At 68.3% G+C, this 15,612-nt stretch carries 14 protein-coding genes; 2 read left to right on the top strand and 12 right to left on the bottom strand.

Annotated features, from left to right (window positions below; translation table 11 throughout):
* Positions 1-3: 3 nt before the first annotated feature.
* The 7 genes from GAA2_RS06845 to GAA2_RS06815 are packed head-to-tail and all read right to left on the bottom strand — an operon-like array spanning position 4 to position 7,049.
* A complete protein-coding gene (locus GAA2_RS06845) occupies positions 4-1,797 on the bottom strand; it encodes a BCCT family transporter (RefSeq protein WP_159405162.1) in 1,794 nt (597 codons plus the stop codon).
* A 31-nt stretch (positions 1,798-1,828) separates the two neighbouring features.
* Positions 1,829-2,206, bottom strand: coding sequence for a GntR family transcriptional regulator (locus GAA2_RS06840; protein WP_006437095.1), 378 nt, complete (start codon positions 2,204-2,206; stop codon positions 1,829-1,831).
* A 10-nt stretch (positions 2,207-2,216) separates the two neighbouring features.
* Complete coding sequence (arcA, locus tag GAA2_RS06835) at positions 2,217-3,470, bottom strand: arginine deiminase (RefSeq protein ID WP_159405163.1); 1,254 nt, start codon at positions 3,468-3,470, stop codon at positions 2,217-2,219.
* Positions 3,460-4,671 (bottom strand): MFS transporter, encoded by a 1,212-nt coding sequence (locus GAA2_RS06830; protein ID WP_159405164.1) that lies wholly within the window; start codon positions 4,669-4,671, stop codon positions 3,460-3,462. The genes arcA and GAA2_RS06830 overlap by 11 nt, the downstream gene beginning before the upstream one ends.
* Positions 4,668-5,675, bottom strand: coding sequence for a patatin-like phospholipase family protein (locus GAA2_RS06825; protein ID WP_006437098.1), 1,008 nt, complete (start codon positions 5,673-5,675; stop codon positions 4,668-4,670). The genes GAA2_RS06830 and GAA2_RS06825 overlap by 4 nt, the downstream gene beginning before the upstream one ends.
* Before the next feature lie 37 nt (positions 5,676-5,712).
* Positions 5,713-6,159: a redox-sensitive transcriptional activator SoxR gene (gene soxR, locus GAA2_RS06820; protein ID WP_006437099.1), complete on the bottom strand. Its 447-nt coding sequence runs from the start codon at positions 6,157-6,159 to the stop codon at positions 5,713-5,715.
* Between the two features lie 26 nt (positions 6,160-6,185).
* Complete coding sequence (locus GAA2_RS06815; protein WP_006437100.1) at positions 6,186-7,049, bottom strand: universal stress protein; 864 nt, start codon at positions 7,047-7,049, stop codon at positions 6,186-6,188.
* 163 nt (positions 7,050-7,212) lie between these two features.
* Here GAA2_RS06815 and GAA2_RS06810 point away from each other — a divergent pair, with 163 nt between their 5' ends.
* Positions 7,213-7,545 (top strand): hypothetical protein, encoded by a 333-nt coding sequence (locus GAA2_RS06810; protein WP_006437101.1) that lies wholly within the window; start codon positions 7,213-7,215, stop codon positions 7,543-7,545.
* Positions 7,546-7,596: 51 nt separating this feature from the next.
* Complete coding sequence (locus GAA2_RS06805) at positions 7,597-9,057, top strand: serine/threonine protein kinase (protein WP_159405165.1); 1,461 nt, start codon at positions 7,597-7,599, stop codon at positions 9,055-9,057.
* 13 nt (positions 9,058-9,070) lie between these two features.
* Here the strand turns inward: GAA2_RS06805 and GAA2_RS06800 are convergent, their stop codons facing one another.
* From GAA2_RS06800 to GAA2_RS06780, 5 genes are read right to left on the bottom strand one after another with little or no spacing between them, the layout of a single operon-like run.
* A complete protein-coding gene (locus GAA2_RS06800; RefSeq protein ID WP_006437103.1) occupies positions 9,071-9,883 on the bottom strand; it encodes a protein kinase domain-containing protein in 813 nt (270 codons plus the stop codon).
* Between the two features lies 1 nt (position 9,884).
* The gene (locus GAA2_RS06795) at positions 9,885-12,020 is read right to left on the bottom strand and encodes a cation:proton antiporter (RefSeq protein WP_159405166.1); all 2,136 of its coding nucleotides are present in this window, start codon (positions 12,018-12,020) and stop codon (positions 9,885-9,887) included.
* A 17-nt stretch (positions 12,021-12,037) separates the two neighbouring features.
* On the bottom strand, positions 12,038-13,450 hold the full coding sequence (locus GAA2_RS06790) for an FHA domain-containing protein (RefSeq protein WP_159405167.1): 1,413 nt from the start codon (positions 13,448-13,450) through the stop codon (positions 12,038-12,040).
* On the bottom strand, positions 13,447-13,896 hold the full coding sequence (locus GAA2_RS06785) for a hypothetical protein (protein ID WP_159405168.1): 450 nt from the start codon (positions 13,894-13,896) through the stop codon (positions 13,447-13,449). Before GAA2_RS06785 ends, GAA2_RS06790 begins: the two co-directional genes overlap by 4 nt.
* The gene (locus GAA2_RS06780; protein WP_159405169.1) at positions 13,896-15,506 is read right to left on the bottom strand and encodes a hypothetical protein; all 1,611 of its coding nucleotides are present in this window, start codon (positions 15,504-15,506) and stop codon (positions 13,896-13,898) included. The genes GAA2_RS06785 and GAA2_RS06780 overlap by 1 nt, the downstream gene beginning before the upstream one ends.
* Positions 15,507-15,612: the final 106 nt, after the last annotated feature.

Below are 15,612 nucleotides of genomic sequence, written 5' to 3'. Positions count from 1 at the left end.
CGACTACTTCTGGGGCTCGACGCCCGCCTCGGTGTCGGCGTGGTGCGCCTCGCCCAGCGGGTGGGCGACACCCGTACCGACCTGCTCGACGTAGCCCGGATCGATCTTCTCCAGGTGCTTGACGGCGTCGGCGTCGATCGACTCGAGTTCACCGGTGGCGATCGCCACGGCCTGTTCGCGGACGTGCTGATCGACCTGAGCCGACAAGACGTGACGAGACACGATCAGCGGGTCGCGCCGGAGGTCGAGGTAGAGCGACAGGCACATGCCGATCATCACCACGACGAACGGCAAGGCGGCGATGATGGCCATCGTCTTGATGCCGTCGAGTGCGTCGTCACCGCTGATCGCGAGGAGCAACGCCGCCACGACACCGGTGAGCACGCCCCAGAACACCGTCAGCGCGCGCGAGGGATGTTCGACGCCACGCTGGGACAGGGTGCCCATCACGAGCGAGGCCGAGTCGGCTCCGGAGACGAAGAAGATCCCGACGAGCACCATCACCAGTGCCGAGGCGACACCGGTCCACGGCAGGTGAGCCAGTACGTCGAAGAGGGTGTCCTCGCTCGCCGCCGTGGCCGGGTCGAAGTCGAGGACGCCGTCGGTCTGCTGCCGGATCGCGGTGCCGCCGAACACGCAGAACCAGACCAGCGACACGGTCGTGGGCACCACCATGACGCCGATCACGAACTCACGGATCGTCCGGCCCCGGCTGATCTTGGCCAGGAACATGCCGACGAACGGCGTCCACGACACCCACCATGCCCAGTAGAAGATGGTCCAGTCGGCCAGCCACTGCCGGCCCGCGTCGGAGGTCACCGTGGCGTCCGAACGGCCCGCGAAGGTGGTGAGGTCGGTGGCGTAGGCGCCCAGGGTCGTCGGCAGCAGATTGAGGATGAAGATCGTGGGTCCGACGACGAACACGAAGGCCGCGAGCACCACGGCGAGCACCATGTTGATGTTCGACAGCCACTGGATGCCGCGCGCGATACCCGACACCGCGGAGGCCACGAACGCTGCGGTGAGGATCGCGATGACCGCGACCAGCAGGAGCTTGGTCGGTTCGTTGACCCAGCCGACCTTGTCCAGACCGGAACCGATCTGCAAGGCGCCCAAGCCCAATGAGGCGACGGTGCCGAACAGGGTCGCGAAGATGGCCAGGATGTCGATGAGCTTGCCCGCGGGACCGTGCGAGACGCGTGGGCCGAGGAGACGCGTGAACACCGCGCTCATCAGCTGCGTCCGGCCGAGCCGGAAGGTGCTGTAGGCGAGGGCGAGTCCGACGACGGCGTACATCGCCCACGGATGGAAACCCCAGTGGAACATGGTGGTCGCCATTGCCGTCCGGACATCGCCGGCATCGATCTCCGGTGGCGGACTTGCGAAGTGGTACAGCGGTTCATAGGCACCGAAGAACATCAGGCCGATTCCCATTCCGGCGCTGAACATCATCGCGATCCAGCTGATGGTACGGAACTGAGGTTTCTCCCCGGTGAGCCCCAACGGGATTCGTCCGTACTTGGAAACCGCCAGATACACCGCGAAGATCACGAATCCGGTTGCGGAGAGGATGAACAGCCAGCCGAGGTTGGTGGTGATCCAGCTCAGGATCTCACCGGTGGTCGAGTTGAGGCTGTCCTTGTCCCCGATGCCCCACACGACGAACGCGATGACGAGTGCAGCCGTGATCGAGAAGACCACCGGATCGATCCGTGGGCTCCCGGGCCGACTCCCCCGATCACGCCGGCGCTGGCCATCTCGCGCGCGACGAGTCGTCGCTGTCTGTTCACTTGTCATTACCCCACCAAAGCAACGTCGGCGCGTCTGTTCAAGTCGCGCGCAACGCCCGCTGGACCATCGAGACGATCGTGTCGTCGTCGAGTCCCAGCTCACGGGCGGTCCCGACGTACGTCGACGCGGCCGCGAAACCGGCGTCCTGCGCGTCGTGGCGCCCCGCCTTGACGAAGGAACCCGAGCGTCCGCGCGTCTCGATCACGCCGGCCGCCTCGAGTTCGCGATACGTCTTGGCCACGGTGTTGGGGGCGAGGTCCAGGTGCGCGGCGAGGGCCCGGACGGTCGGCAGGCGTTCACCGGTGAGCAGCGTGCCGTCGGCGATCAGCTCGACGATACGCAGCCGCACCTGCTCGAACGGTGGCCGGTCCGATGCCGGGTCGACGGTCAGATGGGCCAGCAGCGATGTGGTCATTGTCGTCCCCTCACAACAGATCACGCGCCAGCGGGCACGACATGCACCGGGGCCCACCGCGACCCGAGCCGAGTTCGCGGCCTTCGATCTCGATCACCTCGATCCCCGAATCACGCAGGCGGCGATTGGTTTCCACGTTCCGGTTGTAGGACACGACGACTCCCGGGGACAACGCGAGCGTGTTGTTGCCGTCATCCCACTGCTCGCGCTCGGCGGTCACCGGGTCGAGACCGGTGTCGATGACGCGGAGTTTGCCGATCCCCATGGCCTCGGCCGCCGCCTCGACGAAAGGCCGTTCCCCCGTCACGTGAACGGCGTCGGTGGCCGCGTCGTGGGACAGGGTGAACGCCGACATGTGGTCGCGGATGTTGGGGTACATCACCACCGCATCGGTGTCGACCATGGTGCAGACGGTGTCGAGATGCATGAACGCCCGCGCCTGCTCGATGGGCACGGCGAGCACGGTGTGGGCGAGATGGTCGTCGAAGAGGCTGCGCGCCAGCGCTTCCGCCCCGGCCGGCGTGGTGCGCTCGCCGACCCCGACGGCGACGACACCCGGCGCGAGGAGCAATACGTCGCCGCCCTCGACCGGCGCGACCTGCGACTCGTAGGCGCGTCGGGCACCGGTGAAACGGGGGTGATGGGCGTAGATCAGATCGGTCAGAGACGTCTCTCGCGCTCGCGCGGGCAGCGCGAGAGAGGTGATCGCGAAGCGCGACCCGATCCAGAACGAACTGTCGCGGGTGAACAGCAGGTTCGGCAGCGGCTCGATGGCGAACTCGGGGCCGTGATGCATCCGGCGGACCAGCGACGACCGCTCCGCCGACGGCGTGATCGGCAGTTCGTCGAACGTCATACCGGCCATCAGGACGTCGGCCAGTTCCGCGGGCGCGAGTCCCCGCAGGTGCCTCGCGAGATCCTCGGCGAGATGAGATCCCAGACGTCGCGCACTGACCGCGGCCGCGATCCCCTGGATGCGGGCGGCCCCGCTGTGTGCGATCGTCTCGGTCAGCAGGTCGCCGAGCAGGTAGACGTCGACACCGCGATCGCGCAGCACCTCGGCGAAGGCGTCGTGTTCCTCCTGCGCACGGTCGACCCAGGGCAGGCCGTCGAACAGGAGTTGATCGCTGTTGCGCGGGGTGAGGCGCCGCAGTTCGTCACCAGGGCGGTGCAGCATCACCGCGCGCAGGGTGCCGACCTCCGAGTTCGCCCCCAGAGCGTAATCCCACTCGCCCGCGGTGTCCTGCTGCCCCTCACGCGTCATCGCTCAACCGTAACGCCGGACCCTGACCGACGACCGCAGGCGCGGTCTCCCGGGCGAACAGCCACGCGACCAGGGCGATCGCCGCGACCACACCGGTCAGCACGAACGCGGGACCGAAGCCGACCCGATCGGCCACGAATCCGACGATGACCGGCCCGGTCACCGCACCGAGGTCCGAGGACATCCCGTACGCCGCGAGCGCCGATCCGCCCTGCTGACGATTGCCGAGGACGTCGGCGAGGGCCGCCTGATGAGTCGGCGCGAACAGACCGGAACCGACACCGGCGAGCACCGACAGTGCGAGCGCGACGGGGACGTTGGGCGAGAATCCCAGTGCGATGGTGGCGACGACGGTGATCGTCAGACCCGGCAGCATGATCGGCCGACGGCCGAACCGATCGGACAGGCGACCGGCGATGAGGATCGCGAGCACGTTGCCCGCGGCATAGATCGCCAGCACGATCCCGGCCATACCGGCGCCTGCACCGAGTCCCTCGGTGATGAACAACGGAACCACCGCGACCCGCACACCCATCGACGCCCAGCCCTGCGTGAAGTTCGACGCGAGGATGGCCCGGTAGGCACTGTCGCGCAAGGCCGTCCGGAAGCCGATGAGTCCGGCCGTCGGCCCCTCGGCCTGGTCGGGGGCGATCACCTCGCGCAGCTGGGTGGCCACGACCGCGGACGCGACCAGAAGCGCGACCGCGTACACGACGAACGGCACGCGCAGGCCGAAACCCACCAGGGCCGCGCCGATCAGCGGTCCGGTGATGCTGCCGATCAGGAAACCCGCGGAGAAGAAGCCCGACACCCGCCCGCGAATGTCGCTGGGCGCCATCCGGATCAGCAGGGCCATCGCGGAGATGCTGAACATCGTCGATCCGATGCCGCCCAGGCCGCGGAACACCAGCAACTGCCAATACGTCTGCGCGAAGGCACAAGCCAGCGTGCTCGCGGCGACGATGAGGAGTCCGGTCAGATAGATTCGCCGTTCGCCGAACACCGACACGAGTCGTCCGCCCGTCGGCGCGAACAGCAGCCGCATGACGGCGAAGGCCGAGACCACCGCGGTGGCCGCGGTGAACGAGACGTTGAAGGCGCGAGCGAAACTCGGGAGGGCGGGCGCGATGAACCCGTAGCCGAGTGCGATGACGACGTTGGCCGACAGCAGCACCCAGATGCCGCGAGGGATCTGCCTCATGGCATCTCGGGCAGGTCGTCGAGGGCCTTGGCGGTGAGTTCACGGCCGATGTCGATCATCTCGGCGGCCTTGTGGAAGTCCAGGGTCCGCACCGCACGACGGGGCACCCGGATCAGGACGTCGGGCGGATAACCGGCCACCTGATAGCGGGTCAACGCCTCCTGCATGATGTCGAGCGACCGGCTGAGCACCTCGACGCGACCCATCCGGCCGGGCTCGCCGGCGGCGTCCGGTGACAGTGCGCCGGTGTCGACCACGACAGCTCCCTCCTCGTCGGAGGTGGCAGCGGGGGCGATCTCGTCGGCCCCCTCGGTCCCCGCCACGTCACCGGCCTCCGAACCGAAGCGGTCACGGACCGAGCGCACGAACTCGTTGTCGAGGATCGGCGCGACGTTGCGTCGGAGCAGGCCTTTCGTCTTGGACTGCCGGCTGGCACCCGTCTCGGGCCCGCCGTCGGAGCCGATGATCACGCCGATCGTCACATCGCTGGGGACGCCCGAGGTCGGTGCGACGGGCACCGGGTCGAGGATGCCGCCGTCGGCGAGGAGCCGTCCCTTGTGCTCATGCGGGCTGATCACGCCGGGGATCGCGATCGATGCACGCAGGGCGTCGGCGAGATTGCCGCGCTGGAACCACACGGCGCGACCCGCGAACAGGTCGGTCGCGATGGCGGTGAACGGGATCGGCAGATCCTCGATCACGGTGTCGCCGAGGATCTCCCGCACACGGGTGAGAATGCGTTCGGCTCCGATGACGCCGGGTTTGGTGAGTGAGACGTCGAGCAGCCGTACCACGTCGAGCTGCGACAGTCCCGAGATCCAGTCGACGTAGTCGTCGAGTTTGCCCGCACAGTACAGGCCCCCGACCAGCGCGCCCATGGACGATCCGGCGACCGTGACGATCTCGAAGCCACGTGCCTCGAGTTCGGCGATCACCCCGATGTGCGCGTATCCGCGAGCGCCGCCACTTCCCAGAGCAAGCGCCACGCGCGACGGTCGAGCCATGCCGCAACCCTACCGCCGACGGTTTCTCGACTCCCGTTCACTCGGTCATGAGACGACGCGGTCCCGGACCGAGTTTGTTCAGTTCGTCTCCCGGGTTGAGCAGGTGACATTCCCCGAGTGACAAGCATCCGCACCCGACGCAGGAGCCGATCATGTCGCGCATGTTCTCCAGCAGGGAGATGCGATGGTTGATGTCGTCCATCCAGCGTTTCGACGCCGCCTCCCACATCGACTTCGACGGGGACTCGTGGTCACCGAGTTCGGCGAGCACCTCCCCGATCACCGACAACGGGATGCCGGCGACCTGTGAGGCACGGATGAACGCCACCCGCCGCAGCATCGCCCGGTGGTAGCGCCGCTGATTGCCGGCCGTCCGCCGGCTGAAGATCAGTCCCTGTTCCTCATAGAACCGGACCGCCGACGGCGCGATACCCGCGCGCTGCGCGAGCTCCCCGACCGAGAGCTCGAGTCTCTTCAGCGTCATGGGTCGATAGTAGGCAGCTCACCTGGTCAGCCGCGCACCACCAGCACGGGGCACTCGGCCTGGTGCATCACCTTCTGGCTGGTCGAGCCGAGCATCAGTCCGCGGAATCCGCCGCGTCCCCGGCTGCCGACGACGATGAGCTGGGCGTCGGTACCGGCCGCGTCCAGCAGCGCCTTCGCCGGCTCCTCCGGCAGCACGTGCCGCTCCACGCGGACGTCCGGGTAGTCCTGGGCGTATCCGGCCAGTCGCTCCGCGAGCACCTCGACCGCGTCCTGGGTCATCCGCTGGACCTCCTCGGGCCCGATCCCGTAGCCGTGCAGGGCGTCGGCGTCCAGCGGCGTCCAGGTGTGGACGGCCACCAGCGGCGCGTTGCGCAGCGACGCCTGCCGGAACGCCTCGGCGACCGCGACATCGCTGATCGGCGATCCGTCCACACCGACCACGACCGGCCCGGTGTCCGATCCCCCGGCGGCGACGATGGCCACCCGGCCGTGGGCGTGGGCCGCGACGCTGATGCTCACCGAACCGAGGAACAGTCCCTTCACGCTGCCGAGCCGGCGCGTGCCGACCACGATCATCGCAGCGTCCTTGCCCAACTCGAGCAGCACGCGGGCAGCGTCACCGTCGACGATCGAGGTCGCGACGCTGACGTTCGGCGCAACCTCTTTGGCGACGGCGGCGGCGGCATGCACTGCGTCCGACGCGTCTTGACGGATGGCGTCGATGACGTCCTGCGGAATGATCAGTCCGGGAGCGTAGTCGCTGGTGCTCGCGTCATAGGCACCGACGATCTTGAGATCGAGCCGCTCCGCCGCCGCGGCCTTCGCCGCCCACCGCACCGCGCCTTCGGCCGCCTCGGAACCGTCCACACCGACGAGTATCGCGTTCATGTCCCTCGCTCATCTCCTCTGGTCACGACCCCGGCCGGGGCCGGTCGTCAAACTCCGGCCGGGGGCCGGTCCTCACTTCATCCTGCTCCCGCGGACCGCGGGCAGCAATGAGCACTAAGTCCTTCTCACCGGGTATCGAGCGGCGTGTAGCGTGGGAGTCATCATGACCTCCCCGACGCCGAACTCCCCGACACCGAAGAACGGCAACAACGACTTTCGCGCGATCGTGATCCACATCGCCATCACCGTCGCGTTCGGTCTCGGTCTCCTCATCGTCGCACACGCCTCGTCGCAGTCTCTCCAGAACGCACTCTTCGTCGTCGCGCCGGTCGTGGTCCTGATCGGTGCGATCGCCATGCTGGTGCGGACGTACCGGGTCTGGAAAGCCGGTGGCCGATGGCAACTGTGGCAGGGCGGGTCCTGGTTCCTGCTGGTGTTCTTCATCGTGATGCTGTTCAATTCGGCACCCGTGCTGTTCGAGTCGAACACCGAATAGCGCCGGCCCCGGCCGGTACAATTCGAGCTCTCAGACCACCGGGAGCCAAGCGTGTCCTTCGATGCCAGTCACGGCGATTCGCCCGCGCGAGGCTCGGTTGTTCCCGGCTCGGTGGTCGCCGGTCACCGCATCGAACGGGTGCTCCACGAATCCGCGGTGAGCACGACCTGTCGCGCGGTCCCGGTGCAGTCGGGTCCCCCTTCCTCCGGCCCACCCGGACCCGAACCCGTAGTCCTCACCGTGGTCGACCCGGCGCGTTCGGCAGATCCACGTTTTCGTGACTGGTTCGCACGTTCCAATGAATTGGCTTCCGGCGCCAGACATCCCGCGATCGCCCGAATCGCCGGCCACGGACTGACCGACGGCCGGGTGTGGGTCGCCACGGCGCCGATACCCGCCACCGACGCCGCCGAACTGATCCGACGCCATCCCGACGGCATCGACATCGACCTGGCGGTGCGCATCATCGGTGCCGTCGGAGACGCCCTCGACGCCGCACATCGCCGCGGGCTGGTCCACGGCGGCCTCACGACCGCCGACATCCTGATCTCGGCCCGCCCGGATTCGGCTTCGTCGGAGATCACCGCCTCCGACATCGCCGGCCCCGGTGCCGTCACCCTGCGCGGTTTCGGCCTGACGCCACCCGCCCACGATGAGGACACCCCGCACCCGGAAACCGATGTCGCCGCAGTCGGCCGAATTCTCGTCGAGCTGCTCAGCGGCACCACTTCGGTTGCCAGACACCGTATTACGGGAGCGGTATCCCCCGCTTTCCACTCGGCGCTCGCCCGCGCTCTCGATCCGCAGCCCGATCACCGCTATCGGACCTGCGCGGAGTTCGTCCGGGCCGCCGACCTCGCCCTCCACCTGACTCACACGGACGGGGAGCCACCGACCGAGGTGATCAGCTCACCGCCGCGGGCCTTCCAGCCGGCGTGGAATCCCGATCGGCCGACCGAACTCGTCGCCGGCCACCATCCGACACGTCAGAACAGACCCGACACGCCACCGCGACGCCCGACACTCACGCCACTGGTGGTGGCGCTCGTGGTGGTCGCGATCTGCGTGGGCACGGTGATCGTCCTCGGCGCCCGCAACGCGCCACCACCGTGGCCGCCGGCGGTCGCGCCGATCGCCGACGCCTTTCCGCGACTGCTGCCCGATTCTCCCGACCAGCAGGGCTGGCGGGATGCGGCCTGCGAGGCCGTGTTCCGCGACGGCCTCGACGCCATCACGTGCTCCGACGCCGAGCAGGTGACCTACGTCGTCTGGCACACGGCCACACCCATCGCACGGGACACCGTCACCGCAGCGCTCGAGGGGTATCCGGGTGACGAGATCCAGTGGCGGGACGGTCCCGCGTCGTCGAGCCGGGACAGTCTCGCCGACGGCTGGGTCGTCACCAATTTCGTCGCGCCGGCGCGTGAGCCGTACACGGTGATCACCACGTGGCCCGGTCATTCGGGTCGTCAGATCCTCGACGCCTGGTGGCGCACCGCACCACTCGGCTGAGCGACGGTCCGCCTCACCGACCCCGTAGCGCGTCGACCCGCTCGGCGACCTGCAGCGCGGTCGACGGCCGGCTTCCGGCCAGGGCAAGACAATTGGCGATCAGCGTGCGCTCGTCCCGATTCAGGTTCTCCGACAGTGCGGGTGGCGTCGACAGGGCGGCTCGGATCGCCAGCAACGGCTGGGTGTCGGGCACCTGGCCGTACACCCCCTCGTCGGTGAGCGCGCGATGCAGACAGGCGCCGAGTGACCAGATGTCCGTCGCGCGGGACGGCACATCGCCCGCCAGGAGCGCCGGGTCCATGTACTGCACCGCACCCGGCTGAGCGAAGCTCGTGATCGGTTCGTCCGCCGCGAGAACCCGGGCGAGCCCGAGATCGGATATCTTCCCGCCGGTTTCGGTCACCATGATGCTCGACGGCGTGATGTTCGCGTGGGCGATGCCGGCTTCGTGCAGGGCGTCGACGCCTCGCGCCGCGTCGGCAACCGCGGCGAGCCGCTCGTCCCGGCTCAGGGGGCGCGCGGGTGTGCCGAGTGATCCCAGCGGGAAGTATTCCATCGCATACATGAACTGGCCCTGGAGAACTGCGTCGTACAGACCGGCCAGGTAGGGCGAGGCGACCGCGGCGAACGCACGTAGTTCGCGCACGCCTCGGCGGTAGGCGTCGTCGCTGCACACGCCGCTGAAGACCTTGACCACCACGCGATCGGTCGACAGGCCCAGCCGTGCGGGGGGTACGGCGAGATAGAACGTTCCGTTGCCGCCGACTCCCAGCTTCTGGAGCACGGTGAAATCCGCGAGCTGCTGCGGGATCTCGACAGTGGCCATGTCAGTGCCTCTCTTTCGCGGCAGATCCGGCGTCGGTGGTCTGCGTGGTGTCGGTGGCGTTCGCGGCGGTGTCGGCGGATGCCGGAGACTCGGCGTACAGCGTGGCCATCCGGTCCCCCAGGGCTTCTTCGCTGGTCTCGGTGTTGTCGACGACGATCACCGGAGTGTCCGAGCCACGCCCGCGGGTGGCGTCGTCGGCGGCGGCGACCGTGAAGGCGCCGTCCTCACCGCGGTGACGCTTCGGTTCGACGAGGGAGACCCGGACCCCGCGGTCGACAACGGGTCTCAGGTCGGCGAGCCACCGGCGACGGGAGCCCGCGGAGACGATCGTGAGAGATCGCGACCCGAACAATGCCAGACCCGCCCCCACCACGGCGGCAGTGCGGCCGCTGCGGTTGTCGGCGACCACGCAGGTGATGACGCTGCGGCCGGGTCCCACACCCGCCGACACGTTCTCGTCGACGATCGCCACCGGCGCCGCCCGCAGCATCTCACCGAGCTCGCGATCGGCGGCGTCGATGACGATCACGTCGGCGTTGGCGTTTCGGGTCATCGCGTCGAGGTCCGTGGCCGGGTCGGCGCTGAACCGGCACAGAACCGACACCGACCCGGCCCCGGTCAGCGAGGCACCGAGCAGGTTCAGCTTCTCGACGGCCGACGCCATGGCCGCGAAGTCGGGCACCACCGGCACCCCGACCTCGAGGCGCTTCGCCGGGCTGTCCGTCGCGGTGAGCAGACCCGCCAGCACGACGTCGTAACCCGTTGTGCAATCGAGCAACCGGCGGTGCCGTGCACGCAGGTCGTCGACCGTGCCGCCGGGATCGCGCAGGACCACCAGCACCCGCGGTGCGGTCGCGGCGGCCAGCGCTCGACGCTCGGCCGCGGCGATGTCGTTCGCCACCACCACGTCCGGATACACCAGGCGGAGCAGCGGCTCGGTCAGCACCGTGGTCACCAGCGCCATCACCACGAGCATCGCGAAGAGGTCGTCGCTGAGGACGCCGAGGTCGCGTCCCGCCGAGAGGATCACGAGTTCGGTGAGACCCCGGGTGTTCATGAGTACGGCGATCGCCGCGCTCTGCCGCGTGGGTATCGCGCTGGCCCGCGCACCCGCGTAGGCGCCGAGGAACTTGCCGGCGATCGCGACGACCAGCACGAGACCCAACTGCCAGAGCCCCGACAGCCCGATGCCCGCGAGGTCCACGCTCAGGCCGGTGACAACGAAGAACATCGGCAGCAACAGCAGCACGCTGACCTGTTCGAGCCGTTCCAGGATCTCCCGGTGCAACTGCTCGGCACCGACTTTCGGCATCACCGCGCCGAACATGAACGCACCGAAGATCTGGTGGATGCCGATGACGTCGGTGACCGCCGAGGACAGGAACACGCCGATGAGGATGACCGCCAGGATGTCCGGGCTGAGACGTCCCGCCGAGTCCCGCCACTCGACCAGCTTGACCAGCAGTGGGCGCACGATGCCGAACATGACCGCCGCGTACACCAGGGTCATCCCGACGATCTTGGCCACCTCCAGCGGATCACCGCCCTCGATGATCGCGATGATGAACGCGAGCAGGGTCCACGCGAGGATGTCGTCGACCGCGGCCGCGGCCAGACTGAAGACACCGGGGACGGTCCGCATCATCCCGCGGTCGGCGAGGATGCGGGCGAGCACCGGGAAGGCGGTGATCGACATCGCGACGCCCATGAACAGGACCATCCCGAGCCGTTCGATCTCGACTCCGCCGACGGTGTCGTGCGACGGGTACAGCAGAAGCCCCAGTGCCGCACCGAGTCCGAACGGCAGCACGATCGAGCACGCCGAGATGCTCGCCGCCGCACGCTCACGACCTCGCGTCAGTCGCATGTCGAGTTCGAGACCGACGATGAACATGAACAGCACGAGACCGATCTGCGCGAGCCCACCCAGGAGCGGCCGCACCTCTTCGGGGAACAACCACTCGTCGGAGTTTCCCGGCAGGAGACCCAACAGACTCGGCCCCAACGCGATTCCGGCCGCGATCTCACCGACGACGGCCGGCTGACGCACCGCACGGGCGATCATCCCACCGACGCGGGCGACCGCGATGATGACCGCGACATCCAGGAGAAGGAACGCAACCGTGTGCTTGTCCATGTCAGGTCCTGGCCGTCTCAGATTCGGGCATGGTGCGACTCGAAGATGAAGTGGCGTCCTCCGATACGCACATGCGACCCCGGAACCAGTACATGGGGACGATGCGGGAGCAGGCGCACCTCCCGGTTCCCGCTGCTCGGGTCGGCGACGAACGTGCCGTTCGCCGAACCGAGGTCGACGAGCTGGACGGTCCACTCGACCAGCCGGATCTCGACGTGGCGGCGCGACAGCTGTCCGGTCTCGTCCTGGACGCGAATCGGTTTCGGGCTCCCGGCCCGTCCACCGCCGGATGATCCGGGTTCGCGGCCGATGACCAGGTCCTCGTCGAGCAGGAAGGTGAAGCCGTTGTCGAGTAGGAGCCAGCCGAGCGGCGGGCGCTCACCTTCCACGAGGAAGGTCGTCAGCTGATCCATCCGGATGCCGCAGACCCCGCACAGCCACGACTGCGGGTGGTTGAGATGACCTCGGGAGCATCGGATTCCGTGCACCTTGGCCCGTGAGGCCTCGATCTTCACGACCTCGGTCGCGGGCCGCTGATGCTCTTCCTTCGGCAACGGGGCCCGCGGTTCGACATGTTCGGCGAACGGGTCGGGTTGGGCGAACGGCGACTGCTGGACCGCGGGCGCGGCCGGCATCGGCTCCGTGGGGAGTGGATCACCGGCCCCCGGCTGCCCGACCGGGGTCCCGCCCAGCGGGGTCGAGGTGAACGGCAGGGGCTCCGCCACCGGCGCGGCATGCGCCGGCGTCGACAGTTCGTCGACGTCCGGTCGCATCCGCTCGGTCGTCCCCATCTGGTCCGGTTCCGGTTCGGGCTGCGGTTCCGGTTCGGGCTGCGGCGCGGACGCCTCGGGCCGCGGTTCCGCCTCGGGTTGCGGTTCCGGCTCGGGCGCCGGGATCCGCGACGAGGCGGGAAGCGGATGGAATTCGGTGCCGCGCAAACCCAGTGGCGTGTGCAGCAGAGCCCCGGAGGCGGGGACGACACCGTCGACGAGGTCGAATCGTTCCTCTCCGACCTCGGCCGGGACGGTCCCCTCGAGGTACAGGCCGAGCCCCTCGAAGGGCCACGGGACGGCCTTGTCGTAGGTCTCGCCGGGAGGCGGCTCGATCCGTTTGCCGTCGGTCTCCCCGTAGACCCTGCCCGACAGGAAGATCGCGATCCCGACGGTGTCGGGTGCGGCGAAGGCGATGTCGATCTGCTCGTCGGCGGTCAGCACGAGTTGCGCGAGCGCGCGGACGAGATGACGGCCGCGCCGGGGCGCGGAATCCGGTACCGAAACCGCTGATTCGATGTCGAGGAGGTCGGTGATGAACGCGGCCGGCACCGTGTCCGCGATCAGGCAGAGGAATGCGGGTTTGCGGATCACGATCCCGGTACCGGGGATCAGCGTCACCGTGGGTGTCACGCTCGGGATGTCGCCCGGACTGGTCACAGGAACCGTCCTCCTTGGAATCGCCAGTGCGGGAAGATCACTCGCAGCGGACCGTTGACCGCCACCCACACCAGCATCCAGGTGGTGACGAACTGGACCGCGAACACGAACGGCGACGGCCGGAGCTCCTCGGGCAGCAGCCCGGTCACGTCGATGACCAGCCACACCACGATGCCCTCGTTGATCGCGGTGAGCAGCCCGAACAGGGTGGGCCAGTCCTTCTCCCAGCGGAATTGCTGCAGGAAGTGGTAGACGAACTCCCAGGCGACACCGAGCACGATGACCGTGAACAACACCGTGAAAGCGACGCGGTAGACGTCGAAGATCGTGGGATCACCCGAGGAGATCAGCCACAGGAACGGCACCAGGACGATGGTCCACAACCCGCCGAGGATGCCGAGCACCAGCACGCGGGTCTGGATCCGTCCCCACAGGGTGGGCAGCATCAGTCGACTCCCTTGTTGTTCATCCACCGCCACCACTGGGCGGTCGACCGCCACGGGGTGAGGCGCTTGCAGAATCCCTGCCGGGCGAGATCGTCGACGATCTCGAGCGCGGCGATCTGCAGACCGAGGAACGTGTCGACACCCGGGAAGTACCCGCCGAGTGTGGCGCTGCCCGATGCGTACAGCTTCCCGTCGCCGTTGCGGGTGCCCTTCAGCTCGAAGTCGCGTTCGACGTCCATCCGGCCGACCGGGTTGATCCCCGCGCCCGTGTGGTCGAGAAGGTCTCGCAGCAACCGGTGTTCGCGCACGTCGGCCTCGAGCCCGGTGCAGTCGATGACGTAGTCGGCGTACAGCTCGAAGGTGCCGTCCGGCCGGTGTTCCTGTCGGATCGGGGCGTGCGGGTCGACGCGCACGGTCGTCACCACGCCCTGGCCGCCCGGACCCGGCACCAGGCTCTCGGCCCTGCCGACCGCCACCCGGTACCACCCTTCCCGGCGTCCGCGCGCGAGCTGTTCCTGCCAGTCGTCGCGGACCGGGGTGTTGGTGCCACCCATCTGTTTGTAGGCCTCGGCGCGTTCGTGTCCCTCGAGTTTGCGCATGCGCGCCTTGAGCTGCCCACCCCACACCGACTTCGGATAGTTGAAGCCCTGGTAGGCCCACCCGTCTTTGCCCTTGCGCCGCATGAAGATGTGCGGTCCGTGGGGTTTGTCGTAGTAGGTGCGGAACAGATGCACGATCTGCGTCTGGAGGCCGAGCGCATCACGGTCGTCGATCAGGCGTTGCAGCACACGGGATGCGACGATCCCGGCGCCGCGGATGACGACGGTGCCCGGTTTGCGCTGCAGCGACTGGTAGACGTGTTCGTGCGATTCGTAGGCGTTGACGACCTTGCTGGCGTCGCGATAGGTCTCGCGGAACGCCTGCAGGTCCGGCAGCAGCTTGATTCCCGGATAGCCGATCGCCACATGCACCCAGCGGCTGCGGAAGGCGACCCGCTTGGTCGGCGAACTCCCCTGCGGCGGTGTGAGGATCGTGAAGTAGCCGCCGCCCGCGCGGCGTCGGATCATGCGAACCTGCCCGCGGTGCAGCGACTTCAGATAGCCGATGCGCCGGCACTCCTTCTCCATCGACTCGAACGCCTGCCCCGCTCTCGGGGTGTAGAAGTTCGCGAAGACGGGCTCCACCAGCACATTCCACAGCGGCTTGATCTGCTTGTCGGCCCACGCCTCGCGGACCGCATACGACGGGAATCCCCAGATGTTGTCGGGTGTCGACGCCGAATCCGACCGCAGCCGTTCGCCCCGCGGGATCTGTGACACCCGGGTGAGGTACTCGTAGCTGCGCCACGGCACGTCCTGCGGACCGAGGACCGCGATCTGGTCGAGCGGAACGCCACAGATCCGCAGATAGTCGACGGTCACGAAGGAACCGATCCCCGAACCCACGGTGACGAACGGGACGTCGACGACCGGGATGCCCGCCGCCTGCACCATGGCGTCGGTCCACACGTCGGTCTCGACGAGTTCGGGTGTCAGGTCCCCGAGGCCGCCGGGTCCCGGCCGTGGAGCGCGCGGCGGCGGACCGGGCGCGTACGGGACACGACGGGACATCGCTTTCCTCCGATGAGGTCGGGTGGCACGGATTGTGCGGTAACTCTAACGCGCGAAGCGGTCCGCAACCGTGTGAAACCAGCCGAACGAATTACGTCCGTCTCGG

Source organism: Gordonia ajococcus (assembly GCF_012974285.1).
GTDB classification, from domain to species: Bacteria; Actinomycetota; Actinomycetes; order Mycobacteriales; family Mycobacteriaceae; genus Gordonia; species Gordonia amicalis.
This window is presented reverse-complemented; position numbering and strand designations above follow the sequence as displayed.

Bases quoted from the DNA above. Each gene is read 5' to 3' on its own strand.
- GAA2_RS06800 (WP_006437103.1), bottom strand. From the start codon at position 9,883: ATGGCCACTGTCGAGATCCCGCAGCAGCTCGCGGATTTCACCGTGCTC.
- GAA2_RS06815 (WP_006437100.1), bottom strand. From the start codon at position 7,049: ATGAACGCGATACTCGTCGGTGTGGACGGTTCCGAGGCGGCCGAAGGC.
- soxR (WP_006437099.1), bottom strand. From the start codon at position 6,159: ATGACGCTGAAGAGACTCGAGCTCTCGGTCGGGGAGCTCGCGCAGCGC.
- GAA2_RS06845 (WP_159405162.1), bottom strand. From the start codon at position 1,797: ATGACAAGTGAACAGACAGCGACGACTCGTCGCGCGCGAGATGGCCAG.
- GAA2_RS06830 (WP_159405164.1), bottom strand. From the start codon at position 4,671: ATGAGGCAGATCCCTCGCGGCATCTGGGTGCTGCTGTCGGCCAACGTC.
- GAA2_RS06785 (WP_159405168.1), bottom strand. From the start codon at position 13,896: ATGCTGCCCACCCTGTGGGGACGGATCCAGACCCGCGTGCTGGTGCTC.
- GAA2_RS06795 (WP_159405166.1), bottom strand. From the start codon at position 12,020: ATGGACAAGCACACGGTTGCGTTCCTTCTCCTGGATGTCGCGGTCATC.
- GAA2_RS06840 (WP_006437095.1), bottom strand. From the start codon at position 2,206: ATGACCACATCGCTGCTGGCCCATCTGACCGTCGACCCGGCATCGGAC.
- GAA2_RS06810 (WP_006437101.1), top strand. From the start codon at position 7,213: ATGACCTCCCCGACGCCGAACTCCCCGACACCGAAGAACGGCAACAAC.
- GAA2_RS06825 (WP_006437098.1), bottom strand. From the start codon at position 5,675: ATGGCTCGACCGTCGCGCGTGGCGCTTGCTCTGGGAAGTGGCGGCGCT.
- arcA (WP_159405163.1), bottom strand. From the start codon at position 3,470: ATGACGCGTGAGGGGCAGCAGGACACCGCGGGCGAGTGGGATTACGCT.
- GAA2_RS06780 (WP_159405169.1), bottom strand. From the start codon at position 15,506: ATGTCCCGTCGTGTCCCGTACGCGCCCGGTCCGCCGCCGCGCGCTCCA.